Source organism: Indibacter alkaliphilus LW1, from assembly GCF_000295935.2.
Taxonomy (GTDB): domain Bacteria; phylum Bacteroidota; class Bacteroidia; order Cytophagales; family Cyclobacteriaceae; genus Indibacter; species Indibacter alkaliphilus.
Genome location: NZ_ALWO02000023.1, coordinates 392,183 through 416,216, shown reverse-complemented (window position 1 = coordinate 416,216; position 24,034 = coordinate 392,183). Strand labels below are relative to the sequence as shown.

The window sequence follows — 24,034 nt, the reverse complement described above, 5'->3', positions numbered from 1 at the left end:
ATGGAAACGTTTCCGAAATATTCTTTTTTGGCAAAATTCCTTTTGATACCAATCAATTTGGTTTTTACTTTGGCATGGCTGGAAAAGCACAGGTAACTCTCCGGAAAATTATATGGCTAAAGTAAACATCAAGTATTTGGCTTCAAAACTGAATATGGCTCCTTCTACTGTATCTAGAGCCTTAAATGATAGTTATGAAATCAGTCATGCTACCAAAGCTAAAGTAATGGCACTAGCAAAGGAACTGAATTACCAGCCGAATCCATACGCAAGAAGCCTTAGGGCGCATAGCAGTAAAACTATAGGAATAATTATTCCTGAAAGGATCAATAATTTTTTTTCTCAGGTAATTGATGGGCTGGAGTCTGTTACCCAAGAGTTTGGATATCATCTTTTGATTTACAATTCAAATGAGGATGTTGAACAGGAGAAAAAAATTATCTCCTATTTGTTAGGAGGTAGGGTAGATGCCATTGTCATGTCGGTTTCCAGTCAGACCAGCAGTTCTGAGCATTTGGTTCAAGTTTACAATCAAGGCATTCCTATTATATTTTTCGATAGAATTGCCCTAGATATTCCCACTACTAAGTTTATAACAAATGATTTTGAAAGTGGGTATTTGGGAACAAAGCATTTGATAGATCAAGGTTGTAAAAAGATTTCATTCCTTTCACTTTCAAAGGAAATAACCATAGGTAAGGAAAGGTTAAATGGCTACTTGGAGGCTATTAAGACTTCTGAACTTCCTTTTGATGAATCCTGGATCTTGGAATGTACTCAGGATGAAAAGAAAAATGCTGAAGTGATTGAGCAAATGCTTTTCCCTATCAGTCGGCCTGATGGGATAATATCTTCAGTAGAAAAGTTGGCTATCACTACTTATCAGGTTTTGAAAAAAACAAGACTTAAAGTTCCCCAAGATGTAAGGGTTGTCAGTTTTTCTAATATGGGCATAGCAGACCTTTTGGACCCTCCTCTTAGTACAATTTCACAGCCTGCTGGTGAAATCGGCATTGCTTGCGGCAAATTGCTGATGAAAAAGCTTACCAAGAAAAAGCAGGAAAATATCCAAGATGAAATTATCATGATACCTTCTTCAATGAAAGTGCGTAAGTCCTCTCAACCCTAATAAAAATATATGAACCTGACTCAATACATGTTTTTGACACAAATTTTATTTTGAGTTGATATTTGATTGATACCAATTTGGTATTTGGAAACTTGTCTACCTGATTGTTGTAAAAAGACCTGATTTTCTCTGAAGATATGCATCATTTCATTTTCATAAAAAAAAGACCTCATTCTGAGAATAGGTCTTTTTTTGTTTGGTCTGCGAGTAGTTTCAAATCTTTGGTTCCCAGCCCGGTTCGTAAGACCTTGACCATAGAGCCATACCTTTTGCATTTTTGATATGTCCATTGCTGGGATCGCAGTCAAAGTTTTCTCCAATTCTGTAAGAGATATTGGCCAAATGACAGAGAAGCGTTGAAACGGCTCCTTCATCTATGGTGGAGTTTTGCTTTTGCTTACCCCTGATGGCTTCAAAAAAATTGACTACATGATCTGTGGTGTTGTCTCCACCGCCACCTAAGTTGGTGCTTCCTTCTTCTCCCTTTGATTTTTGTTCTTTGACTAATTTTCCTGATCTGTCATAGAGTTTGTAAATTCCTCTGTTGACAAAAACAGATCCCTCAGTGCCATAAATGATGGTCCCACGGTCTGCTCCATAAGTGTTGAGGTTATTTCGGCTTTTTCCATCCCAAACGATTGTCTTGTCATCGTCGAATTCAAATGTAGCATACATGGTATCATACATAGTCCAGCCATCATCCACGAAATGATATTTGCCTGCGTCTACGTTGACATGTTTGGGAAATTCAACCTGAAGCGCCCACCTTGCTACATCAAGTTCATGGGTGGCATTATTGCCTGTCTCAGCTGTTCCGTAGTCCCAACCATACCAATGCCAGTTGTAATCCCAAGTATCATGGGTATATGCCCTTCTTGGTGCCGGGCCTTGAAAAAGCTCCCAGTCCAAACCTGCCGGAGGTGCCTGCTTTACCTGATGGGGCACCGGACCTCGGGCATTGTTGTAAAAGGCTACTGCTCTGTAGGGTTTTCCTATGACCCCATTGTGGATCTCCTTGATAATCTCAATAGTATGGAAGGACGATCTCTGCTGATTGCCCATCTGGATTACTTTGTTGTATTTGTCACGGTACTTGATGAGCAATTCTCCTTCTTCAGGACTATGAGAGCAGGGTTTTTCGACATAGACATGCTTCCCGTTTTCTACAGCCATCCAAGTACCTGGAGCATGCCAGTGGTCAGGTGTAGCATTGATCAGCACATCTATTTCCTTATCTTCTATGACTTTTATTATGCTATTCTCTAATTTCGGTATGTAGTCTATATATTTTGAAAATGATGCTGCAGCTTTTTCCCTTTGGGATTGCATCACATCACATAGGGTATGTAACATTACGTTACTTTCCTTTCTGGCAATAGGATCATAAAAGGCTCCCAATCTTCTGCCTAAGCCGGCTATAGCTACCTGCATTCTATCATTGGCACCGATAATGTTTCCGTAGCTTTTGGCAGAGAAGCCCAAAGCTCCCAAAGAAGACACTCCTGCTGTAGCTAAAACTGATTTTTTGATAAATTCCCTTCTTTGGTTGATTGGCTCTTTCATGGTCTTCTTGATTATTTAAGGGTTTTGATTTTGATATTTTTGAAATGGACTTCATCTCCATGATCCTGTAGGAGGATATGCCCCTCTTCAGCTTCTCCAAAATTTTCCCAGATTTTATATTTACTCTGGGCTACTTTTTCCCTGAATTCTTCAGAGCCCCTTTTGTATTCCAGAACTTTAACACCATTTAGGTAATGTGTGACCGTATTATCAGGTTTTACTACCAGTCTACCTTTGTTCCATTCTCCAGGTCCTTTTACAAATCTTGGATTTTTATCGGCCGTAATCAGGTCGTAAAGCGAAGCCAAAGTCCGGTTTCCATCTCTTCCCATTTTGGCATCCGGATGATTTTTGTCGTCCAGAATCTGATATTCCAGGCCAATTGCCGAGCCTACATTGTTTTCACCTAAAGTGACGAAGTATTTCACTCCTGAATTGGCGCCTTCTGTAAATTTGAAGTCGAATGCCAGATCAAATGCACTGAATTTTTCCTCAGTCACAATGTCACCGTAAGTCATTGACTCGCTTCCGTCAGAAGCTTTGATAGTCAAAATACCGTCATTCACAACCCATCCATCGGAAGGAAACTCTTCTTTATATGCTGCTTTCCAGCCATCAGAGTTTTCACCGTTGAACAGAAGCCTCCAACCTTTTTCTTTTTCCAGATCAGCCAATTTATTTTTAAGTGTGCTCACAACAAATACATCTCCTTTGAAAGGTTTTGGGTCGAGGTTTTCGGTTTTTACCCTGATGTTTCTGAAATAAGTTTTATTTCCTTCATCGGCAGCATTATTAATACTGTGAACCTGAAGTCCAATATGCCCTTTGCTATCCATATCGTCCAATACATAAGAAACCTCTTTCCCATTGATCCAGGTTTTGATTTCATTACCGATGGCTTCAATTCTGTAGGTATTCCATTCGTTCATTTTGAAAGCTGATTTTGCCTCTGGATTGAGGTCTAAGGGATACAGCCAACCACGTCGGGCTTCATCATACAAGCCTCCCGACCAAGCTCTTTCCGTTGGGTCCGCTTCTATCTGATAGCCAAAAACCAATCCACTGCCATCTCTGGCATCAGCGTCATATTGGCCCCTTACCATCACCCCCGAATTGGAGCTTAAGTCTTCTATTTTCAAATCCAGCTCAAGGATAAAATCTGAATACTCTTCTTCTGTTACCAAAAAAGTATTGGGAGTATTGGCCTTGGCATATCCTACGATCATACCATCTTCAATTTCAAATTCTGCCGCTCCCATGACAGTTTTCCAGCCTGTAAGGTCCTTTTCATTAAAAAGAGGTTTCCAACCACCTTTTTCCTCACTGCCTGATTGCTCACAGGAAAAGAGCACTATTAAAGAAGAAAGCATCAGTGAAAACAAGTTGTGATTGACTCTGATTTCGGTTTTTTTAGGGTTTTTCATGGTTTTTTGCTCGTTGAAACTGATTCAAATTCCCTAAATCATGGGAGAAATTCAAGCTTAGTAAAAAGTTAATTTACGGAAACGATTTCATTTTACAGGTATTTTTTTCCCTAAAGCTTGGAATCTTGCCATGAACTAAATTCACTGAATGCCTTTTTGGGGTAAAGCCCTAACCTTCTTTGTCAATTCAATTCACATTGATTTTTCGGGAAAAATCTCTGAGCGGTATGGCTGTTTTTATTTAAGGCTTTAATGAATATTAGTCCTGTTCAAGTAAACACCCTATTTTCCTTATCCAGCCGGGCTATTTGAGCATCCATGCAGACAATCAAAAATAAAATAAACCTGAGAACACGATAAAGTTTTATATCGTTTTATTAAATGATATTTTTAATTATCGTTATATTATACGATATCTGGATGTATGATAGCAGTGATTAAAGGTTATATAATCGCCTCAAGAACCATTTCAAAACCAGAGAGCTGGATGAATCCTTTGAAAAGCCTCTTATCGCAATGGGGGACCAGCCCAAAGGATTGGGAATTGGTGTGGGGGGATTTTTTCCAATTGGAAATCAAATCTCCCCAGGAAGCCCTGACAAAAGCCTGGGCTATAAAATCTACCATCAAGCAAGTATCCCAGGTGCGGAAAGATAAAAAAAACAGTCCAATGGATGTGAGGTTGGCCATAGGCATAGGAGCCAAGACCTATGACGGAAGCAAAGTATCTGAAAGTAACGATCCCGCATTTGTCAATTCGGGAGAGCGCTTTGACAGGTTAAAAAAAGACAGGGTCAACATGGCTATTCAAAGTCCATGGGAAGAATTGGACAAGGAGATCAACCTCTACCTGAAGCTTGCCGGTATATTTATGGACTCCTGGACTATTTCTTCTGCAGAACTGGTTTTGTTATACTTACAAAACCCCGAAGCCACCCAAGAGGAAATCGGCATAAAACTGGGGATCAAACAGAACTCGGTCAGTGGCAGATGGTCCAGAGCTAAGATTGATGAAATGATTGAAATTAATAGGGTTTTCCAAATCAAAATCAATAATTTACTGCTGCGATCTTTTTTGTCAAAATCTTATTGGCCCACCTTATAGGTGATTTTATACTTCAGCCATATTCGTGGGTCAAAGCTAAAGAAACCTCCAGGCTAAAAGCTTATCAATTCTATCTACATGTCATTATCCATGCAGGCTTAATACTGTTGGTGTTTTGGGATCTGTCCTTTTGGCTATTGGCACTGACAATAGGAGGGATACATGCTCTTATTGACGTATTGAAGCTCTATGGCCAAAAAGAGGTCAATAAACCTCAATGGTTTGTTGCCGATTAGGCACTTCATTTTTTGAGCATTTCGGCATTATGGTACATATGGTTTCAGCCACAAATCAACCTCTTTCATTACTTTGACAACATATCCTTCTGGATCCTTCTGAGTTTTGGAATAGCCTTGCTTACAGGTATGCTGATAAAATGGTTCTTATCGATTTAATACTTAGATTTTTATATTAAGAAATTTTCATGCAATTTTCAGTATTCAATTCTATGGCTATGCGATTATTTTTCCTTTTCTTTTCTCTACTTCCCTGTTTTCTTCAAGCACAGACAGTATGTACCTTAGAAAGCCGAGAACGGTTGGAAGGCATTTTGGAAGATCTTTCCGTATTGGACATGCAGGACAAGTCCATCAATGATTTGAATGTAATCATTGGGCAGATGTTTCTGGGTACACCTTATGTGGAAAAAACCTTGGAGCTTCCCGGTGAGGAAAAACTTGTTATCAACCTGACCGGGCTGGATTGCACCACATATCTGGAGACGGTGTTTTCCTTGTCAAGATTGGCTCAAAGTGGTAGATTGACCATAGAGGATTTTGAAAAAGAACTTGAGAAGATCAGGTATCAAAAAGGAAAGCGCGAGGGATACCCATCCCGTCTTCATTATTTTTCGGATTGGATTTATCAAAATCAAGAAAAAGACTTGATCCATAATATAACAAAAGAAATAGGAGGGAAGCCTTACGAAAACCGTCCTACATTTATGAGTAGTAATCCTAACTTATATGCACAGTTGGCCAATGATGCCTACGTAGAAGAACTCAAAAAGGCAGAACAAAGAATTGGCCAAAGGAACTACTATTTCGTCCCAAAGGAAGAACTTAAGAATCTGGAGCATAACATTAAGCCCGGTGACATGATTGCCATTACTACCACCATGAAAAATCTGGATATTGTCCACGTAGGATTTGCAGTAGAGAAAAACGGCAGGATTCACCTGATGCATGCCAGTACAGGATCCATGAAGGTGGAAATTTCCGAAAAGCCACTTCAAGACTACTTAATGACCAACAAATCCCAGTCTGGGATTATGGTGTCTAGGCCCTTATCAGCCAAACCCTAATCTTTTACTTTTGAATTAGACCTTTAAGATTAACTTTTTGTAAAAAGAAGCATTTTTGGACTTTTTTGAATAGCTCCTCCCTGTCTACAGGTTTTGTAATGTAATCGTCCATACCAACAGCGAAAGCTTTATTTTTAGCTTTCTCTGTTGCATCAGCTGTTACGGCAATGATAGGAATCTGTGAGTAATCATTTCCAGCAGCACCTGCCCTGATTGCTTCTGTAGTCTCATATCCATCCATTTCAGGCATCTGCAGGTCCATCAATATAAGGTCGAATTTATTTTCCTTTAACTTTTCCAAAGCTTCAAGACCATTATAGGCCAAATCGAAATCAGTATTACTCCATTTTTTTAAAATTGATTTCATTACCATTTGATTGACTGCATTATCTTCCACAACTAGGATTTTTTTGGTTCTATTTGTGTTAGCTCCATTTTTTAAGTAATCAGGCACTTGATCTTTTTCAAGTTTTTTCACTTCAAAATCCAGTGATAACCTTACCTCTGTTCCTTCTCCTTCCTGACTTCGAATTTCCAATTGACCATCAAATAATTCTACTAGTGCTTTGACAATACAAAGTCCCAAACCAAATCCTCCAAATTTTCTTTTATCATTGATGGTTTCTTGCATAAATGATTCAAAGATACTGTTGAGTTTTTGTTTGGGAATACCCACTCCAGTGTCTGTGATTTTAATGAATAAATTGACCTTTTCCTTTTCAACCTGCCTAGTTTCAATACTTAATTTAAAGCTTCCCTCGGGCGTAAATTTCAGAGCATTACCAAGAAGGTTCTGAAAAATCTGACGGGTTCTCGCAATGTCCCCAACGATAAATTTTGGAATTTGACCAATTTCCTCGTAGATGAATTTCAGGTTTTTATCAGAGGCTTGAGTTTCTGTATTGGTTCTAATTTCTTTGAGTAGTTTTTGGAAATCAAAAACCTTATTTTCAAGTTTAAGTTCTTTTTTTTCTATTCTCGAATAATCCAGAATATCATTGATCGCACTCAAAAGACCAAGTGAAGAATACTGTATAACTTCCAGGCTAGCTTTGGCATTTTCATCATTAATTTGTTCTTGAACTGATTTGGAGAGTCCAATGATTGCATTGAGAGGTGTCCGAAGTTCGTGACTGATATTGGATAAGAAAAATGACTTGATTTCGTTGGATTCCTCTGACTTTTCCAATGCCAGTTCCTGCATCTTTTCTTTTTCGGTTTTCAATAACCTTATTCTGTTTGCCATGGATAAAGAAAGGAACATAACTTCTAGTCCGGTACCTAATTTGGAACTGTATTCGGTCAAAAAGGAATTAGGGATAAGACTGAAGTTATTCAGGATAAATACCAAAAAACCCAAGAAAAAGAAAGTAATGCCCAAGCTGAAAAAGATGTCTGGTGATTTTCCTTTAAGATAGCCTGTAACCAAAGAGGCTATTACATGAAATAGAATGAGGATACCCAGTAAATTGACCAAGGGATAGTAAAATATAATTCCAGCCGAAACCGTGAAAATCAAAACCATCAAAAGGCCCAGAAAAATCAAAAGAATATTGAAGGACTTATGGATAAAAGGACTGTATTCCCGGACCTTGAGGTAAACTTGGGTATACCTTCCAAATGCAATTGCTGAAAATGCAGCAAAAATCAAAATTGAACGCTGTGATAACCATCCTGCTTCAGGAGTGAAATATTGGAAAAAGTATCCATCAAGCCCTAAATGAAGTAAAATGATAGAAAGCACATAAAATGAATACAGCAAAAAACTTTTTTCCCGAATTCCAAAATAGAAAAAAAGATAAATAACTCCTGCCAAAACAAGTATACCATAGAATCCTCCAAAAATTAGCTGTTCAAAATAGGATTGCTCCATCAATGACTCAGCATCGAAAAGATTGAGCGGTAAATTGATGACTTCACCATCACTTTGGAAATTGATGTAGAAGGTGTAAGATTCTCCAGCTTCCAGTTTCAATGGGAAAAGGACTTTTCTATGCTTGATAGCTCTTTGGCTTAAGGGAATCAGATCACCATTTTCAAAACTAGCAATTAGCTGACCATGCTTTACCTGATGCAAATTAACAATATCTGTGATCGGCCTGCCTGTTTCCAAATATAACGTTGTAAAATCTTTGGAGGTGTTGGTAAGTTCAAATCTCAACCAGTAATTTTTGTCAGTAAAACCCAAGTTTGAATTTTCTGATTGAAGACGGATGAATTCAAATTCATCCTCTCTTTCAAGGAAAACCTCAACATCTAACTTCATATCATTCAAATCAGCAATCTCAGCTAGTTCAAAAATACTTATGGGATATTCTGTATTGGGATCAATTGCTTTTACTGGAATTGAAACAGTCAAAAAGAAAATGACTGAAAGTAGAATCCTACCAAGTTGCATAGCTTTACATTAAGGGGTGATTGGGGTTGAAATCTACGAATACAATTCGGATTATAGATTATTAAAAAATTAGACTTTAACCATATATATATAATTATCCCAAAAAAATTCTTGATATATTCTAATAATATATTGTTTATAACATAGGTATAAGTCGTTAACCATACATTCTCTTATCCCGAGTTTGAATGTTCAAATACCAGATCACACAGAAAATTTTTAAAAAATTGAATATATATATTGCTTTTAGGATATAAACCCACTGTTTCTGTATTCAGGTTTAGGGTATTTGTAAAAGCCCTCTCCTGATTTTTCACCTAATTTTCCCGCTTCAATGTAAGTTTTGAGAAGGGCTGCGAATTTCTGAGAAGCTGCATCAGGTTGAGATTTGGTAACATGCCATGCAGTATCCAATCCTATGCTATCTAATATGCCAAACGGTCCCATAGGCATGTGAAAGTTGACCATCCATGATTTATCAATATCTTCAATACTAGCGATTTCTTTGGTAAGCAACTTTCCTGCTGCACCAATAAATGCCATCAACATACTGTTGAAAATATAACCATGGTTTTCCTTTTTAACAGTCACTGGCACTTGTTCCAAGCTTCTTCCAAATTCTTCCAAAAGTGGAACCAAATCGGGATCTGTACCCGGATGAGGCATAATGTCCACTACTTTGGAATAAAATACATCGTGAAAGTGTAGCGCACAGAATTTTGCCGGCCTACCTGATATTTCGGCAAACATGGAAGGTAAAAGAAAAGAGGTGTTGGTTGTAAAAATTGTTTTTTCGGGAGCGATCTGTCCAAACATTTCCCAAACCTGATTTTTGACTTGAATATCTTCTAATACACTCTCATTTATAAGATCTGCATCCATGACAGCATTAGTAGCATTGTCCGTAAATACTATCCCATCAATGGCATTCATTCCGGCACTCTCTTCCAATCCTGTACCCTTAGCCAGTTGATCAATGATTTTGGCCATTGTTTTTTTTGAATTCTCCAAGGCTGTGGGATTGATATCATAAATCCTTACTTTATATCCCGAAAGGGCTGCCTGAAGGGCTACTCTGCTACCAAGAGTTCCAGCACCTAGAATACATACATTCTTGATTTTCATGATTTTAAATATTTTGAGTTTGAATACTATTTAAAGCTTTTTTACCACAGGAACTGACTACATGAATCAGCCCAGAGAAACGAACATCATCGGCAAAGCCCATTTTGTGTCTTTTATAAATCTGCTGTGCAATCACACCTACCTTGAAAAGTCCAAATGCATAGTAAAAGATCATGTTATTTAAGTTCAAGGGACTGTTTTGATCATAATATTGAATCACGTCTGCTCTACTAAAATTCCCTTTTGGATGGGTCAGATTAAACATTTTAATCGTTTCTGGGTCTTCTGCTTCACACCAATATGCCAAGGTAGTTCCTAAATCCATCAAAGGATGCCCTATGGTAGCCATTTCCCAATCCAATACAGCAAGAATTTTGGGGTTTTCTGGACCAGAGAGTACCAAATTATCGTACTTGTAATCATTGTGAATGAAGCCAATAGCCTCTTCTACTGGCATATTTTTTTTTAACCAATCACTTACTTTTTCCATTTCCGGAATATCATCAGTCATGGATTTGAAGTAGCGCTCTGACCATCCTAAAACCTGCCTTTCCACATATCCGTCAGGTTTCCCTAAGTTGATCAAGCCTGAATTATCCAGTTCAAGATGATGTAGTTCCAACATTCCATCAATGGTGTTTTTGGAAAGTTGATGAAAAAATTCAGTATCCAGATCCATTCCTTCAGGAATTTTATTTCTCAGGATTAAACCATCTATTCTTTCCATGATAAAAAATGGTGCCCCAATGATTGTTTCATCTTCACAGCAATGTACTGGTGGAGGAACTTTGCTGTAACCTGCATTTCGCAAAGAAACCAATATTTGGTACTCCCTGACCATATCATGGGCTTTGCTGATTTTCATTCCCAGAGGTGGGCGTCGCAAGACGTATTCTTTTTTAGGAGTTTGTATCAGGTAGGTAAGATTGGAATACCCACCTTTAAACTGCCTGATTTGTATCGTTTCGGCTTGTACCTCCAGCAATTTTTCCAAAAATGGAAGTATTTTTTCTAGCCCTTTGGGTTCCTTATTTTGTTCAGGCATATTTCTTCAGGGTTTCTCTTGCCAGGACACTTTTATGTACCTCATCTGGACCATCATATATCCGGGCACCTCGCTCATGTCTATACCAAAAAGACAATATCGTATCATCTGTAATTCCCAGAGCTCCATGTACTTGTATAGACCTATCTAATGTTTTCATTAAAATATCTGATACAAAGAATTTGATGGTTGAAATATCTGTTCTGGCGGCTTTAGCACCTTCTTTTTCAATTCGATGTGCAGTCATAAGAACGAGCATGCGGGCAGCTTTTACCCCAGCCACTGATTCGGCAATCCAATTTTGAATGGTTTGTTGAGAGGCTAATGGTTTACCGGGATCCAGTTCCCGACTGATTGCTCTTTTGCACATAAGGTCTATGGCTCTTTCACATATACCAATCCAGCGCATACAGTGATGTATTCTTCCTGGTCCTAATCTTTCTTGTGCCAAAGCAAATCCAAATCCTTCTTTCCCGATGAGATTTTTTGTTGGAACTTTACAATTTACAAATTTCACCTCTCCATGTGACATGTAATCTTCTCCTTCGTCTCCCATGATAGGGATATTTCTGACCAAGCTATAGCCGGGGTTGTCGAGAGGAACGAGAATCATACTGGCCCTTTGATATGGGTTGGGGTTTTCCGGGTCTGTAACGGCCATCACGATGGTAAAAGTAGCCCCATCTGCTGATGAGGTAAACCATTTGTGACCATTGATGATGTATTCATCTCCAATTTTGATAGCCGTGGTGGAAAGGTGTTTTGGATTACTACCGGCATGTTGGGGTTCTGTCATGGCAAAACAGCTCCTTATTTTACCTTCTTGAAGTGGTTTGAGATATTTTTCTTTGAGTTCTTCTGACGCAAACTGATGCAATAATTCCATATTTCCTATATCGGGAGCTTGGCAGTTGAAAATGTAATGCCCCAATGGACTTTTGCCCAGGATTTCTGAAACTCTGGCAAAATCAGGAAGTGAAAGTCCTAAGCCTCCATCTTTTTCTGAAAGGTGCGGTGCAAATAGCCCGTCTTTTCTGGCAAGATCACGTAATTCCTCAATTTTTGGTAGTGCCCCACGAAAAGATCCATAAACAGCTTCTTGTTCTAAAGGAATGATATGTTTTTGTACAAATGACTCATACCTTGGAAGTAAGAGCGCAAGTTTTTCATTGATAAATAGCTCTGAAAAATCCATAATTGATGATTCTAGATGGTGAAGCCACCGTCGGCTGTAAGAACGGTTCCGGTGGTGTAAGAAGAAGCTTTGGAGGCTAGATAGAGTGCAGCGGCTCCTATTTCTTCAGGATCGCCAACTCTCTTGATGGCCAGTGCTTTCATCATGTAATTCATGATTTTTTCATTGCTCCAAAGCGCCTCAGAAAATTTCGTTTGGATCAGACCCGGGCAGATTGCATTGACACGGATTTTGTGATCTCCCCATTCTTTTGCAAATACCTTTGTCAGCGATATCAAACCAGCTTTACTTACTGAATAGATGCCCAGGCCTTGCTCGGGAGTAATTCCTCCTATGGAGGATATATTAATAACAGATGCGTTGGAGCTAGCCCTTAAATATGGAAAACAAAGCTTCATCAGATGAAAAGGGGCTTTGAGATTCACATCCATAATTTTATCATAAGCGTCTAGGCTTGTTTCATGCACCGGTCCAAAAACTGGGTTGGTAGCTGCATTATTTACCAAAACATCTATTTGTCCATAAGTATCAATTGTTTTTTTAACCAGTTTCTCCAAATCCTCACTATTCCCGACATTACAGGCAATACCGGTAACTTCGTATCCTTTACTTCGGAGTTTGGCTGACATTTCGTCCAGTGCATCTTGTTTTCGACTGCTGATTACTACTTTGGCACCGGCAGCCGCAAATATTTCAGCAATGCTAAACCCGATACCTTTGCTCGCTCCTGTGATAAGGGCAACCTTGCCCATTAATGAAAATAGTCCCGATAAATCCATATTTTTTGTTTGGTTAAAGTCAAGTTTCAAGATAAGAATTATGGCTTTGATTGTGTAGTAAGTCGAGAAAAATATTATGCATACCGACTATTTTTGTTTAACTTTCATCATAAATTTTAACCAAATAATGAAAGTGTAATGATGAAGCAAGTGATTTTTCATGAAACTGGTCTTCCAGAGAATGTTTTGAAACTGGAAGAATCTGCCATTCCCGAACCCAAAGCACATGAACTTAGAATAAAAGTAAGTGCCAGAAATATAAATCCTTCTGATATCATGTTTATTCAAGGTATGTATGGGATTACGCCAAAACTGCCTTCAAGTGCAGGTTTTGAGGCTGTGGGGATTGTAGATAAAAGTGATGAATCAGGTACTGTTCCAGAAGGGAGCAAAGTGATTTTTACAGCGATAGGAACATGGAAGGAGTACGTTTGTGTGGCTGCCAACACAGTTATCCCTGTACCCGAGCAGATGCCTGATGAAATTGCCTGTCAGGCATTTATCAATCCGATGACTGCTTTTGGGATGTTGGAATCCTCAGGATTGAAAAAGGGGGATTGGGTATTAGTGACTGCTGGAGCATCAGCTTATGGCAAGTTGGTAATCCAAATGGCCAAAAGTAAAGGAATCAAAATAGCATGTACTGTAAGAAGAGAGGAACAAAAGGAGCTGCTTACCAATTTAGGGGCTGATCTTGTGGTCAATACTGAAAAAGAAAAGCTTCAGAAAGTAATTATGGAAAAAACAGGAGAAGGTGTTGCAGTGGTCTTCGATGCAGTAGGAGGGATGATGGGAGCTAGAGCACTTGCGAGTTTGAAATCAGGCGGTAAATTGATGGCTTTTGGTGCCTTAAGCCTTGAAAATATGCCTGTCAATTCAGGGTTAATGATTTTCAATAATTTGAAAATCGAAGGTTTCTGGTTAACAACATGGATTGAATCTTTAAGTAATGATGAAAGAAGAAAAGCTTTTAAAATAGTTCTGGGTCATTTGATGCAACAGGATGTAAAAGTAGATATTGAAGCCACATTCCCATTAGATTCTTTCAAGGAAGCCTTGGAAGCTTACCAAAAACCGGGAAGAAACGGAAAAATTATCCTCAAATAAATGAAAAAGCCCTTTATCGGGCTTTTTTTTACTCTTTTAAAATAGAGATGCTTGAACTACCTGCGGTTTTGTTGCCTGAATAGTGCCCTTAAGCATATCCTGCATCAGTTTTATAAAACCAGGTTTCCAATTTTCCAGATGAATTTTTATTTCTTTGCCCTCATAGCCAACCGGCCCCATCAGGCGTTCGTATCCTATGACCATGGCCCAAATAGTGTAGAATGTAAGCTCTGCTTGCAATTCTGGTCTGATGCTCCCGTCTCTCATTCCTAATGTGACCATCTGTATTCCAATTTTTCCACAGTCATGGTGAATTTCCAATAATTTCTGGAAATGTTCACTTTCGAGAATCAAAGGATCAATCCCTTCTTTTAAAACCTCATCATTGTATTGTTGCATTATCCCCATAAAGTTGAGGATGGCAGCATTGTACATTCTGTTTTCTTGTGTAAAATCTATGTATGCAGTCACCAGGTCAGTAATCATTTGGAGCCCATTTTTGCCTTTAGATTTGAATATTTCCCTAAAAATTGATTTCAGTTCATCATATGCCTTTTTGGTTACTGCCATGTAGAGGTCTTCTTTATTTTTAAAATAAAAGTAGGTCAGCCCTTTAGATATACCCGCCATTTTGGCTACATCTTCCATTTTAGTAGCATCGAAGCCTTTGGTTGTAAAAAGCTTTATGGCTACGTCTAATATAAGTTTGCTTTTCTTTTCTCTCGCTGAAGTTGGCATAATGATTTATAAAATATGAACTTGAGTCAAAGATATTAAACGAGGTTCAATTAAGCGAAAAGCCTGAATGAATAAAAAATAATTGCTTGGTAAACAGGCAGGAAATTTTTGATCTATTTAATCAACAACGCAGTTTTTAAAGGATTCCCATTGAGAATCATTCAACCTTCTTTTAATATTGCTGACATAATCCCTAAGACAGGATTTAAGATCATCAGAATAATCTTTTTTCAAATTCAATAGGGCCTCTCTGAACTGTTGTCTCAAATCCTGAAGTTCGGCTTGTAAACTTGCCGGACTTCCCTGGTGACCATCAACAAGCCTTTTTCTTTCAGTTTCAAACTGATTGAGCAATGCGTTAAATTCTTGTTTGTAAATTCTGGCTTCAGAATTTCTGCAGGCACTGAAACTGTTTGTTGCGGCCCTGATTTGATTCAACTGTGGCAGACTGAGATTGATTGACTGAAAACAGTTAAAAATATTGAGTTGATTGCCTTCCAGATTATTGGCATCTGTTCGTGATACGCCATAAATCCCATGTAAACCTTCATTTTGGTCTTGAAAAGCGCTATTTTGATCGCCGCCTTCTACTTCAAATTCGAAAAATGTTTCATGTAGGGAATCTGTGACTTCATCAACATCGGTTATAGATACATTTTCATCGTCTTCCTCTTCCAGATCGGAATCAAACTCACGATCCATTTGGCATGCAATAAACATGACCATGATAGAAAGAATAAAAAATCGGCTTTTCATAGCAAAAGAAAATGATGAGTTTCAAATATATAAAAAATGTAAGCTTAATAATCGAAAATTTATAAATATTCTTAGGTATAAAAATGCCCACCGAAGTGGGCTGAATTTATTGGATTTCCATTATGTAGTAATTTTTCTTTCCTTTCTGCACCAGGAGGTATTTCCCTTGCAAAAGGTCAAATTTGATTTCGCCATTTGGGTCAGCAAGTTTTTCTTTATTGATAGAAACCCCACCTCCCTGAATCATTTTGCGCGCTTCTCCCTTAGAAGTGAAAATGATTCCGGAAGCCTTCTCGGAAAGTAGATCAACCACGTTAGGTGTAGCTTCAAAGTCTGACTTTGAAAGCTTCGCTTGTGGTACTCCATCAAAAACTTGTAGAAATGTTCTTTCATCCAATGCTGCCAAATCCTCTGTTGAGGATTTTCCGAAAAGAATAGAAGAGGCTTTTACCGCCATCTCATATTCCTTTTCACCATGAACCATAAGGGTAACCTGTTTAGCAATTTCCTTCTGAAGCAAGCGCATGTGAGGCGCTTCAGCATGTTCTTTTTCAATTGATTCAATGGTTTCTCTGCCCAATGTGGTGAAGATCCTGATGTATTTTGCAGCATCCTCATCAGATACATTTAGCCAAAACTGGTAAAATGCATAAGGAGAGGTTTTTTCAGGATCAAGCCATACAGACCCCCCTTCAGTTTTTCCAAATTTGGATCCATCAGCTTTGGTGATCAAAGGAACGGTGAGCGCATAAGCAGATCCACCTGCCATTTTTCGAATCATTTCTGTACCTGTGACAATATTGCCCCATTGATCAGAACCTCCTAGCTGAATACTTACGCCCTCATTCTTCCACAAATGGAAAAAATCATAGCCCTGGATAAGCTGGTAGGAAAACTCTGTAAAGGAAAGTCCATTTCCATCTTCTAACCTTCTTTTGACAGAATCCTTGGCCATCATGTAGTTGACGGTGATGTGCTTGCCTACGTCTCTGATAAATTCCAGGAAGCTAAATTGGGACATCCAATCATGGTTGTTTACCAATTCGGCTTTATTGGCTGCCCCTTCTGTGAAATCCAGAAATTTGGCAAGTTGTTTTTGTAAGCAGGAAACATTATGATCTAAGGTAGGCTTGTCCAATAGATTTCTCTCAGCGGATTTGAATGATGGATCCCCAATCATTCCCGTAGCTCCACCGACCAAAGCAAATGGCTTGTGACCAGCTCTTTGGAAATGAAGCAATGTCATCACACCTACCAAGTGACCTATATGTAAAGAGTCTGCAGTAGGATCAAATCCCAGATAGGCAGAGGCTGTTCCTTGATTCAGGTGTTCCTCAATTTCAGGAGTCATATCCTGAAGCATTCCTCTCCATCGCAGTTCTTCTATAAAATTATTCATTTTGATACGTTGATTTTTTGAAGCTGCAAATATAGTTTTTTAGCCTAGAGTAGGAAAGGAAAGAGATTTTAGAAGTTGCTTTTGTGGTTCAAACTCTGATTTGATTTGATCCATTTAGCCTTTGAGTATTTTTTCAATAGCTTCCAGCTCTTCGGATGAAAATTTAGTTTTGGCAGTGGCTTTCACGTTGTCAGCAAGTTGGGAGGCCTTGCTCACGCCAACCAAAACTGTGGTGATTCTCTCATCCTTCAGTAGCCATGAAATTGCCATCTGTGCCATGCTTTGATTTCTCTTTTGGGCGATCTCATTCAAAGCTTTTACTTTGGAAATGACTTTTTCTGTAACCTGATCTTCTTTGAGATATCTTCCATCTTTGGCTATTCTACTGTCTTCAGGAATTCCTTTTAGGTATTTGTCAGTAAGTATGCCTTGCTCAAGAGGAGAAAAAGCAATAGCTCCTACACCTTCTTGTTCCAAAACATCCAAAAGCCCATCTTCGACCCACCTGTCCATCATGCTATATCTAGGTTGATGTATCAATAAGGGAGTCCCAAGGTTTTTGAGAATGCGAACAGCCTTAGCAGTTTCTTTAGCTGAATATTGGGAAATACCAACATACAGTGCTTTTCCCTGTCTGACGATTTGGTCCAAGGCAGCCATAGTCTCTTCCATAGGAGTATTGGGGTCTGGTCTGTGGTGATAAAAAATATCAACATAATCCAGTTCCATTCTTTTCAGACTTTGGTCAAGAGAAGCGATCAGGTATTTTTTTGAACCATGATTGCCATAAGGCCCCGGCCACATATCCCAACCTGCCTTGGTGGAAATAATCAGTTCATCTCTAAGATTACTAAAATCCTTTTGCATGATTCTGCCAAAATTTTCTTCTGCAGATCCATAAGGAGGACCATAGTTATTGGCTAAGTCAAAATGGGTGATTCCAAAATCAAAAGCTGACCTAAGAATTGTTCTGGCATTTTTGAAATCTGCGTCATGGCCAAAGTTATGCCATAGTCCTAAAGAAATCTGAGGTAAAAGAATACCGCTATTGCCGCACCTTCTAAAAGGCATTTTATCATACCGCTCTTCTTTTGGTAAATAGGTTTTTAAAGGTTCGTGATCGTTAATCTTCATATTTCTTCTTTATTGGCTATAAGTTTATCGACAACATTATTGATTTTTTCCGGATTATCCTTCACAAATTTGATGGCTGCATCCCGAAGTGCGTTCATATTCTTGGTACTTGCATCATCCATACTTGGACTGGCTTCATGAAGTTCGGGCTCTACTCTGATAAAACCTTCCTGATTATTTCCTGCATCAAAAAGCCATTCCAATTGGTGAGAGACCGTTTCTGAGTTGCCTGACATCATGATATCTATCAGTGGTTTGATCCACTGAACCAATCCGAATTTTTTGGCACGTTCATAAGGAAATGGTTCTTTAACTGAGCCTGTGCCAAGGGAAATCATCAGCATGTCTTTGGAGGTTGGTTTTTTTATTTCATCAAAGTCACATTTTCTTACCTCTGCATAGGCGCACATGGCCGGGTTGTTGGCAAAAACACCCCCGTCAATTAAGGGATAGCTGGAGCCAAACCTTGATTTGATCAAGGCTGCTTCAAAATAGGTCGGTGCAGCAGCTGTGGCCTGAGCTACATCCCGAATATAGAAGTCATGGGAAATATCATCACAGGCTTTTCCCCACTTGAAAAAGGTAGACTTCCTGCTTTCAATGTCATATGCAGTAAATAGACAAGGTTTGAGCATTTCGCTCAGATAAGTATCTCCAAAATACTCATGAAGGGCCTTCTTTAGATTGTCGTTTGGATACTTTTCCTCCCTGACTCCAAACAAAGTTCGAAGCTTATGTCCCAGGGGTTTTTTGAAAATATCTCCTCCGTTTTCATGATAAAGGTTAACAACTTCTTCCATGGAAAATTTAGGCCTGCCTTCCATAGCCGGATCAGGCATCAGCATCCCACAGCCTAATATACCACCTGTACTCGTACCGGCTACGAAATCAAAATAGTCCACCAGCCGAGCTTGAGGATTGGCAGTCTTTTCTTGAATTTTTTCTTCGATCAATTGTAGGATGGTGCCTGGTATAATTCCTCTAATACCACCACCATCTATGGATAAAATGGCAACTTGCTTCATGGCTTTAAAAATTAAGGTTTACAAAATTTAGCTACATAGAGTTAAATGTAAAGAAATCAGATTCAAAAGCCGAATAATCAAGTATATATATCTTTAAAATAAAAGTAGTGAGAGGTTAAAAATCCATTGGTTTTAAAGAATAAATATCCCCGCAACCACAGACAGTCCAGCAATCCCAAAAACTACCAGAATCGGTCTCCAGGCAAAGGCAATCCATTCTTTGTATGAGACTCCTGCTGCGGCAAGGATGGCCATTAGGCCTCCATTGCTAGGTGTTACCATGTCCATGATACCAGCACCATACTGGTAGGCCAAGACCACAACTTGTCGTGACATTCCGATCAGATCTGCTATAGGAGTCAATAGGGGCATAGTAAGCACTGCCTGACCTGAAGTACTTGGGACTGGTATGTGAAGTAATGCTTGGGAAAGCATCATACCCAGAGCTGATAATGCAAGGGGTAAGTCTTCCAATGGTGTAAATAGGCCATAGATGATTGTGTCAATGATCTGTCCTTCTTCCAGTACCAAATAAATACTCCTGGCCAATCCTACGATTATACCTGCAAAAACCAATTCTGCAAAACCCTCTGAATAGGCTTTGGCTGTACCGTTGATTCCCAGACTACCGATAATGCCGGCAGCCAAGCCCATTACAAAAAATATGGCGGACATTTCATTGTAATCCCAGTTCCAATTGCTCAAGCCATAAATCATGATTCCGAATGTAATTGCTACGAGCCAAAGTATGACAACATGGGGTTTGGAGATCTTTTGGGGGATGCTTTCTTTTACCTCAAGGCCTGAAGTTTCTTCTTTTGCTTTGCCATGTCGGATCATGTAAAAAATCCAAAAAGCAAGGGAAATGATAAAAAATACCATTCTGTAAATCCCTCCGGAAAAAACAGGAACTTCAGCCACTTTTTGAGCAATAATCACTGAAAATGGATTGGTCGGGCCGAATGCCCCTCCTATAAGTGCTGAGCCTAAACAAAGACCTACAATACTTTTTTTGCTAAAACCGATTTTGGCACTAAGAATCAATAAGAGCGGAACCATGGCGATGATTTCTTCCTGAAGGCCATTGAGTGTTCCTGCGGTGGCAAAAAGAATACCTACCATGCTTAATAGAAAACCTCTTGCATTAGAAAATTTATGAATCAATGCTTCCAACCCAGACTGGAAAGCTCCGGTCTTTTCCACAACATAAAATGCACCCCCAATGATCAAAATCAGAACAACAACTTCAACACCTTCAATGATACCCTCAGGAATGCTTAAAGCCGTTTTTTCAAGCCCCACAGGATTACTTTCTATTGTTCTGTAACTTCCTTGGATTACTACTTCCCGTCCGGTATTATCATCAAACATACGTTCAAATTGTCCAGCAGGGATAAGATAAGTCAGCAAAGTGGCGAGCATAACAAATGCCAGCATGATGATCATAGGGTGGGGAAATGAAAGTTTTCTCATGGGAAGGCTTTTATATGCTTATTTTTTCCGGATATGCTGTTTTTATTTAATCCCCAAATCCTAAAATGAAACATGAAAAAAGAGTCTAATTTTCCACCATAGACCGGGTTTTCATCTATTACCTGTAATTCATGGATCAATGATGCATTTCCTGCATTTTTCTAAACATCATAGACATGTGCCTTGGTTTTTCTTCATGATTACAGATTTCCTCTGAATTAAGGATTCCAGCACCTTCGCATATTCTACAAGTGGAAAATTCCTTTAAGTTACCATCACAATTTGGACAGGTATGTTTGCCTTCCCCGCTACATTGATCACACTCATGGTATTCTATTAAGTTAAAAACATTTCTTTTGGTCAATATGCCATTACCAAAACATTTGTTGCAACCCACAACTCCTCTTTGCTTGCACAGGCTGCAATCCTGCTCAAGTTCCTTAGCACCCTCACAAGTGGTGCAAGTCATTAACCTGTAGCCTTGTTTGTTACAAAAATCGCAAGCCCTGATGGCATCAAGGGGTTCTTTCAATTTTGCTTCAAGGGACTTTGCTTCCTCAAACTTCTCGGCATTTCTTCCATTTATCTGGAGATACCTGTTGACAAAATTCATACTGTTATCATATTGCCCCAATTCATAAAGCGTAACTGCAAAATAATAGGGCATTTCTGGAGAAAGAGGCAGATTATTTTCAATGATTTGTCTGAAATAGGTATTGGCTCTTTCGTAATCGCCTTTTTCCATTTCTTCCAATGCATAATTGAAAAGCCGTGTTGACCCTCCTAAATTAGGTTTTGCCTGACCCATCAAATCATGGCTTGAAGCAAGCATTAAAAGACAAATGAAGGTGTAAATGAAACGGAAATATACTCGCCGGGAAAATGCCATGCTTTTAGGGTACTTTTGGGAATTGATCTTCGAAAGTAATCAGAAAGCCATAAAAATACCAATGCATGGAAAATTCTTAAATCTATTTGGATGAGGATGATTTCAATCAGGTTTCTTAATTTTAGCAGCTATGTCTTGAAATTATGAAAAAAGCACTCCTCTTATTTTTAAAAGTAATCGGTGTCATTGCTGCAGTTTTGGCTTTGATCATCATTTCAATGTATCGTTCAGATATTGCCCCTGAAAAACTCCTGGCCAAATACACGGACAGCAATTCTTATTTTCTTAAAGTCGGAGAGGACAATATTCATGTAAGGGTAAAGGGCAGGGGAGAGCCAATCTTTTTGATACACGGAAGTTTTTCTTCTTTGCATACATGGGAACCTTGGGAAAAGGAATTAAGTAATTTTTTCACTACCATTTCAATGGATCTTCCGGGGCATGGTTTGACAGGGCCGGTGGATTCAAAAGCTTACGGAGTTTCAGATTATGCGGATTTGGTTTTTCAAATAGCAGAGCAATTAGCCATGGAGGAATTTCATGTCGCAGGCAACAGTATGGGGGGCGCAGTAGCATTAAAAATGGCCTCTGACCACCCGGAAAGAGTTTTGTCTTTAAACCTTATCGATGCTTCCGGTGCTTCCAAAACCTCCAAAAGTCAGGGAGATACCCCCAATTCTAAGCCATATGACTCAGGAGCTACAATTTTTAAAATTGCCAGAAACCCTCTTTTCAACAACTTCCTTCTCAAATTCACACCTAAAGCTATATTCAAAGTTACCATGGAAGAGGTGTTTTATGACAAGACAAAAATTGAGGATGATTTGATCACAAGGTATTATGAGTTGCTCAGAAGAGAAGGTAACAGAAAGGCCACTTTGGACAGGTTGACTACATATAAACCATACGAGATTGATTTTAATAAGCTGAATATGCCGGTTTTGATAATGTGGGGAGAGGAAGATCAGTGGATTCCTTTAGCAAATGGTGTCAGGCTTAACGAAACGATAAAAGGCTCCAAACTTAAGGTTTTCGAAAAAACAGGTCATGTTCCTATGGAAGAAAGACCGACAGATACTGTCAGGGAATATTTGGCTTTCTTGGGCATTCAGGTAGATTCAGACTATTTTTCCAGTCCGAAAATCTACAGCTATGCCAATTGATATCATATTGATTATTTTGATCATTATCCAGATTGTACTTACAGGGTTCTTATTTTTTGCCTTCAAGGGAAAATATCAACAGCATGATAACCTGAAAGAGCAATTGAGTGAAATTAAAATAGAGCTCAATCAACAGATGCAGGCCAATAGAAGTGAAATCCAACAAGGATTGGTTCAACAGTTTTCATTGGTATTTGAAAGCCTCAGAAGCAATTCCAAAGAACAATCGGTAGTCCTCAAAGACTTTGGAGTTCTTTTCCGCGACAATGTGGAGGCTTTTAATAATTTACAGAAGGAGAAATTTCAGGAATTAGTCCAAAAACAGGAAAGGATGTTGGCATCTACTGAAGATAGGCTCGAGAAAATGCGGGAGACCGTAGACGAAAAACTACAAAAAACGCTTGAAATCAGACTTGGACAATCATTTGAAATGGTCAGTAAACAACTTTTGGCAGTGCAAAAAGGTTTGGGAGAGATGCAGACTTTGGCTACAGGGGTTGGGGACTTGAAGCGTGTCTTGAGCAATGTGAAAAGTAGGGGAGTTTTGGGAGAATATCAGTTGCAGGGTATATTGGAAAACATTCTATCACCGGATCAGTATGCTTACAATGTCAGCGTGAAAAAGGGGAATTCCGAAAGAGTGGAATATGCGGTTAAAATGCCAGGTACAACTGAAAATGAGCCGGTCTTTTTGCCTATAGATGCCAAATTCCCACAAGAAACCTATTACAGACTTTTAGACGCTTATGATACTGGTGATAAAGCACTTATAGAATCCTCACGGAATGAATTGTTTAAGGCAATAAAAAAAGCTGCACAGGATATTGCCCATAAATATCTACATCCGCCTTACACAACAGATTTCGCCCTGCTTTTTCTTCCCATGGAAAGCCTCTATGCCGAAGTAGTCAGAGATGGTCATCTGGCTCAGGTGTTGCAAAAGGAGTATAAAATTGTGGTGACAGGACCAACAACTTTAGCTGCCATGCTGAACAGCCTTCAAATGGGATTCAGGACGCTGGCCATTCAACAAAGAAGCTCTGAAGTATGGAAGGTACTAGGTGCCGTTAAATCCGAATTCTCCAAATTTGGAGAGCTGATCACCAAAGCACAAAAGAAAATCAATGATGCTTCCACGGACCTGGACCATTTGGTAGGAACAAGAACCAGAGTGATTCAAAGAAAACTGAAAGAAGTTGAGGAACTTCCTGAGGAGGATAGTACCAAGTTATTGGATGGATAAGAAATGGGGGGAAACAGGAATTTCCCCCAAAAAGCAAATTA

General features: G+C 39.0%; 21 protein-coding genes. 7 read left to right on the top strand and 14 right to left on the bottom strand.

Going from position 1 to position 24,034, the window contains the following annotated elements:
- The first annotated feature begins 112 nt into the window (after positions 1–112).
- Positions 113–1,129: a LacI family DNA-binding transcriptional regulator gene (locus A33Q_RS06020; protein ID WP_009032616.1), complete on the top strand. Its 1,017-nt coding sequence runs from the start codon at positions 113–115 to the stop codon at positions 1,127–1,129.
- A gap of 213 nt (positions 1,130–1,342) precedes the next feature.
- On the opposite strand, the gene A33Q_RS06015 is transcribed toward A33Q_RS06020, so the two are convergent.
- Together A33Q_RS06015 and A33Q_RS06010 are read right to left on the bottom strand one after the other, a co-directional pair.
- Positions 1,343–2,692, bottom strand: coding sequence for a Gfo/Idh/MocA family protein (locus A33Q_RS06015; RefSeq protein WP_009032615.1), 1,350 nt, complete (start codon positions 2,690–2,692; stop codon positions 1,343–1,345).
- An 11-nt stretch (positions 2,693–2,703) separates the two neighbouring features.
- On the bottom strand, positions 2,704–4,116 hold the full coding sequence (locus tag A33Q_RS06010; RefSeq protein WP_009032614.1) for a 3-keto-disaccharide hydrolase: 1,413 nt from the start codon (positions 4,114–4,116) through the stop codon (positions 2,704–2,706).
- A gap of 487 nt (positions 4,117–4,603) precedes the next feature.
- Here A33Q_RS06010 and A33Q_RS06005 point away from each other — a divergent pair, with 487 nt between their 5' ends.
- From A33Q_RS06005 to A33Q_RS05995, 3 genes are all read left to right on the top strand, one after another.
- Positions 4,604–5,221 (top strand): hypothetical protein, encoded by a 618-nt coding sequence (locus tag A33Q_RS06005; RefSeq protein ID WP_009032613.1) that lies wholly within the window; start codon positions 4,604–4,606, stop codon positions 5,219–5,221.
- Positions 5,206–5,457: a DUF3307 domain-containing protein gene (locus tag A33Q_RS21490; RefSeq protein WP_009032612.1), complete on the top strand. Its 252-nt coding sequence runs from the start codon at positions 5,206–5,208 to the stop codon at positions 5,455–5,457. Before A33Q_RS06005 ends, A33Q_RS21490 begins: the two co-directional genes overlap by 16 nt.
- Positions 5,458–5,675: 218 nt before the next feature.
- Positions 5,676–6,524, top strand: a complete 849-nt coding sequence (locus A33Q_RS05995; RefSeq protein ID WP_235062776.1) for an N-acetylmuramoyl-L-alanine amidase-like domain-containing protein — start codon at positions 5,676–5,678, stop codon at positions 6,522–6,524.
- Between the two features lie 4 nt (positions 6,525–6,528).
- On the opposite strand, the gene A33Q_RS05990 is transcribed toward A33Q_RS05995, so the two are convergent.
- The 5 genes from A33Q_RS05990 to A33Q_RS05970 all read right to left on the bottom strand — a co-directional run bounded on the left by A33Q_RS05990 (position 6,529) and on the right by A33Q_RS05970 (position 13,066).
- Positions 6,529–8,922 carry a hybrid sensor histidine kinase/response regulator gene (locus A33Q_RS05990; protein WP_009032610.1) on the bottom strand — a complete coding sequence of 798 codons (2,394 nt, stop codon included), beginning with the start codon at positions 8,920–8,922 and terminating at the stop codon, positions 6,529–6,531.
- Between the two features lie 246 nt (positions 8,923–9,168).
- Positions 9,169–10,047, bottom strand: coding sequence for a 3-hydroxyacyl-CoA dehydrogenase (locus A33Q_RS05985; protein ID WP_009032609.1), 879 nt, complete (start codon positions 10,045–10,047; stop codon positions 9,169–9,171).
- 4 nt (positions 10,048–10,051) lie between these two features.
- On the bottom strand, positions 10,052–11,092 hold the full coding sequence (locus A33Q_RS05980) for a phosphotransferase family protein (RefSeq protein WP_009032608.1): 1,041 nt from the start codon (positions 11,090–11,092) through the stop codon (positions 10,052–10,054).
- Entirely contained in the window at positions 11,085–12,287 is a 1,203-nt protein-coding gene (locus A33Q_RS05975) for an acyl-CoA dehydrogenase family protein (protein ID WP_009032607.1), read from the bottom strand. The genes A33Q_RS05980 and A33Q_RS05975 overlap by 8 nt, the downstream gene beginning before the upstream one ends.
- Positions 12,288–12,298: 11 nt before the next feature.
- Positions 12,299–13,066: an SDR family NAD(P)-dependent oxidoreductase gene (locus A33Q_RS05970; RefSeq protein WP_016254750.1), complete on the bottom strand. Its 768-nt coding sequence runs from the start codon at positions 13,064–13,066 to the stop codon at positions 12,299–12,301.
- 141 nt (positions 13,067–13,207) lie between these two features.
- Here A33Q_RS05970 and A33Q_RS05965 point away from each other — a divergent pair, with 141 nt between their 5' ends.
- On the top strand, positions 13,208–14,173 hold the full coding sequence (locus A33Q_RS05965) for a zinc-dependent alcohol dehydrogenase family protein (protein WP_040490095.1): 966 nt from the start codon (positions 13,208–13,210) through the stop codon (positions 14,171–14,173).
- Positions 14,174–14,209: 36 nt separating this feature from the next.
- Here A33Q_RS05965 and A33Q_RS05960 read toward each other — a convergent pair whose 3' ends face one another.
- From A33Q_RS05960 to A33Q_RS05930, 7 genes are all read right to left on the bottom strand, one after another.
- Positions 14,210–14,911 carry a TetR/AcrR family transcriptional regulator gene (locus tag A33Q_RS05960; RefSeq protein ID WP_009032604.1) on the bottom strand — a complete coding sequence of 234 codons (702 nt, stop codon included), beginning with the start codon at positions 14,909–14,911 and terminating at the stop codon, positions 14,210–14,212.
- 117 nt (positions 14,912–15,028) lie between these two features.
- Positions 15,029–15,667, bottom strand: a complete 639-nt coding sequence (locus tag A33Q_RS05955; RefSeq protein ID WP_009032603.1) for a hypothetical protein — start codon at positions 15,665–15,667, stop codon at positions 15,029–15,031.
- 106 nt (positions 15,668–15,773) lie between these two features.
- Positions 15,774–17,066 carry a tyrosine--tRNA ligase gene (gene tyrS, locus A33Q_RS05950; RefSeq protein ID WP_009032602.1) on the bottom strand — a complete coding sequence of 431 codons (1,293 nt, stop codon included), beginning with the start codon at positions 17,064–17,066 and terminating at the stop codon, positions 15,774–15,776.
- Positions 17,067–17,180: 114 nt separating this feature from the next.
- Complete coding sequence (mgrA, locus tag A33Q_RS05945) at positions 17,181–18,200, bottom strand: L-glyceraldehyde 3-phosphate reductase (protein ID WP_009032601.1); 1,020 nt, start codon at positions 18,198–18,200, stop codon at positions 17,181–17,183.
- The gene (locus tag A33Q_RS05940) at positions 18,197–19,225 is read right to left on the bottom strand and encodes a patatin-like phospholipase family protein (protein WP_009032600.1); all 1,029 of its coding nucleotides are present in this window, start codon (positions 19,223–19,225) and stop codon (positions 18,197–18,199) included. Before A33Q_RS05940 ends, mgrA begins: the two co-directional genes overlap by 4 nt.
- A 132-nt stretch (positions 19,226–19,357) precedes the next feature.
- Positions 19,358–20,698 (bottom strand): YfcC family protein, encoded by a 1,341-nt coding sequence (locus A33Q_RS05935; RefSeq protein ID WP_009032599.1) that lies wholly within the window; start codon positions 20,696–20,698, stop codon positions 19,358–19,360.
- Between the two features lie 136 nt (positions 20,699–20,834).
- On the bottom strand, positions 20,835–21,530 hold the full coding sequence (locus A33Q_RS05930) for an outer membrane protein assembly factor BamD (RefSeq protein WP_009032598.1): 696 nt from the start codon (positions 21,528–21,530) through the stop codon (positions 20,835–20,837).
- A gap of 200 nt (positions 21,531–21,730) precedes the next feature.
- Between A33Q_RS05930 and A33Q_RS05925 the strand changes: the two genes are divergently transcribed.
- Both A33Q_RS05925 and A33Q_RS05920 read left to right on the top strand, forming a co-directional pair.
- The gene (locus tag A33Q_RS05925) at positions 21,731–22,750 is read left to right on the top strand and encodes an alpha/beta fold hydrolase (protein WP_009032597.1); all 1,020 of its coding nucleotides are present in this window, start codon (positions 21,731–21,733) and stop codon (positions 22,748–22,750) included.
- On the top strand, positions 22,740–23,993 hold the full coding sequence (locus A33Q_RS05920; RefSeq protein ID WP_009032596.1) for a DNA recombination protein RmuC: 1,254 nt from the start codon (positions 22,740–22,742) through the stop codon (positions 23,991–23,993). The genes A33Q_RS05925 and A33Q_RS05920 overlap by 11 nt, the downstream gene beginning before the upstream one ends.
- The last annotated feature ends 41 nt before the right edge of the window (positions 23,994–24,034 follow it).

Bases quoted from the DNA above. Each gene is read 5' to 3' on its own strand.
- A33Q_RS05940 (WP_009032600.1), bottom strand. From the start codon at position 19,225: ATGAAGCAAGTTGCCATTTTATCCATAGATGGTGGTGGTATTAGAGGA.
- A33Q_RS05975 (WP_009032607.1), bottom strand. From the start codon at position 12,287: ATGGATTTTTCAGAGCTATTTATCAATGAAAAACTTGCGCTCTTACTT.
- A33Q_RS05960 (WP_009032604.1), bottom strand. From the start codon at position 14,911: ATGCCAACTTCAGCGAGAGAAAAGAAAAGCAAACTTATATTAGACGTA.
- A33Q_RS06020 (WP_009032616.1), top strand. From the start codon at position 113: ATGGCTAAAGTAAACATCAAGTATTTGGCTTCAAAACTGAATATGGCT.
- tyrS (WP_009032602.1), bottom strand. From the start codon at position 17,066: ATGAATAATTTTATAGAAGAACTGCGATGGAGAGGAATGCTTCAGGAT.
- mgrA (WP_009032601.1), bottom strand. From the start codon at position 18,200: ATGAAGATTAACGATCACGAACCTTTAAAAACCTATTTACCAAAAGAA.
- A33Q_RS06005 (WP_009032613.1), top strand. From the start codon at position 4,604: ATGAATCCTTTGAAAAGCCTCTTATCGCAATGGGGGACCAGCCCAAAG.
- A33Q_RS05995 (WP_235062776.1), top strand. From the start codon at position 5,676: ATGCGATTATTTTTCCTTTTCTTTTCTCTACTTCCCTGTTTTCTTCAA.
- A33Q_RS05935 (WP_009032599.1), bottom strand. From the start codon at position 20,698: ATGAGAAAACTTTCATTTCCCCACCCTATGATCATCATGCTGGCATTT.
- A33Q_RS05965 (WP_040490095.1), top strand. From the start codon at position 13,208: ATGAAGCAAGTGATTTTTCATGAAACTGGTCTTCCAGAGAATGTTTTG.
- A33Q_RS05955 (WP_009032603.1), bottom strand. From the start codon at position 15,667: ATGAAAAGCCGATTTTTTATTCTTTCTATCATGGTCATGTTTATTGCA.
- A33Q_RS05925 (WP_009032597.1), top strand. From the start codon at position 21,731: ATGAAAAAAGCACTCCTCTTATTTTTAAAAGTAATCGGTGTCATTGCT.
- A33Q_RS05970 (WP_016254750.1), bottom strand. From the start codon at position 13,066: ATGGATTTATCGGGACTATTTTCATTAATGGGCAAGGTTGCCCTTATC.
- A33Q_RS05920 (WP_009032596.1), top strand. From the start codon at position 22,740: ATGCCAATTGATATCATATTGATTATTTTGATCATTATCCAGATTGTA.
- A33Q_RS05990 (WP_009032610.1), bottom strand. From the start codon at position 8,922: ATGCAACTTGGTAGGATTCTACTTTCAGTCATTTTCTTTTTGACTGTT.
- A33Q_RS06010 (WP_009032614.1), bottom strand. From the start codon at position 4,116: ATGAAAAACCCTAAAAAAACCGAAATCAGAGTCAATCACAACTTGTTT.
- A33Q_RS06015 (WP_009032615.1), bottom strand. From the start codon at position 2,692: ATGAAAGAGCCAATCAACCAAAGAAGGGAATTTATCAAAAAATCAGTT.
- A33Q_RS05930 (WP_009032598.1), bottom strand. From the start codon at position 21,530: ATGCTTGCTTCAAGCCATGATTTGATGGGTCAGGCAAAACCTAATTTA.
- A33Q_RS05980 (WP_009032608.1), bottom strand. From the start codon at position 11,092: ATGCCTGAACAAAATAAGGAACCCAAAGGGCTAGAAAAAATACTTCCA.
- A33Q_RS05985 (WP_009032609.1), bottom strand. From the start codon at position 10,047: ATGAAAATCAAGAATGTATGTATTCTAGGTGCTGGAACTCTTGGTAGC.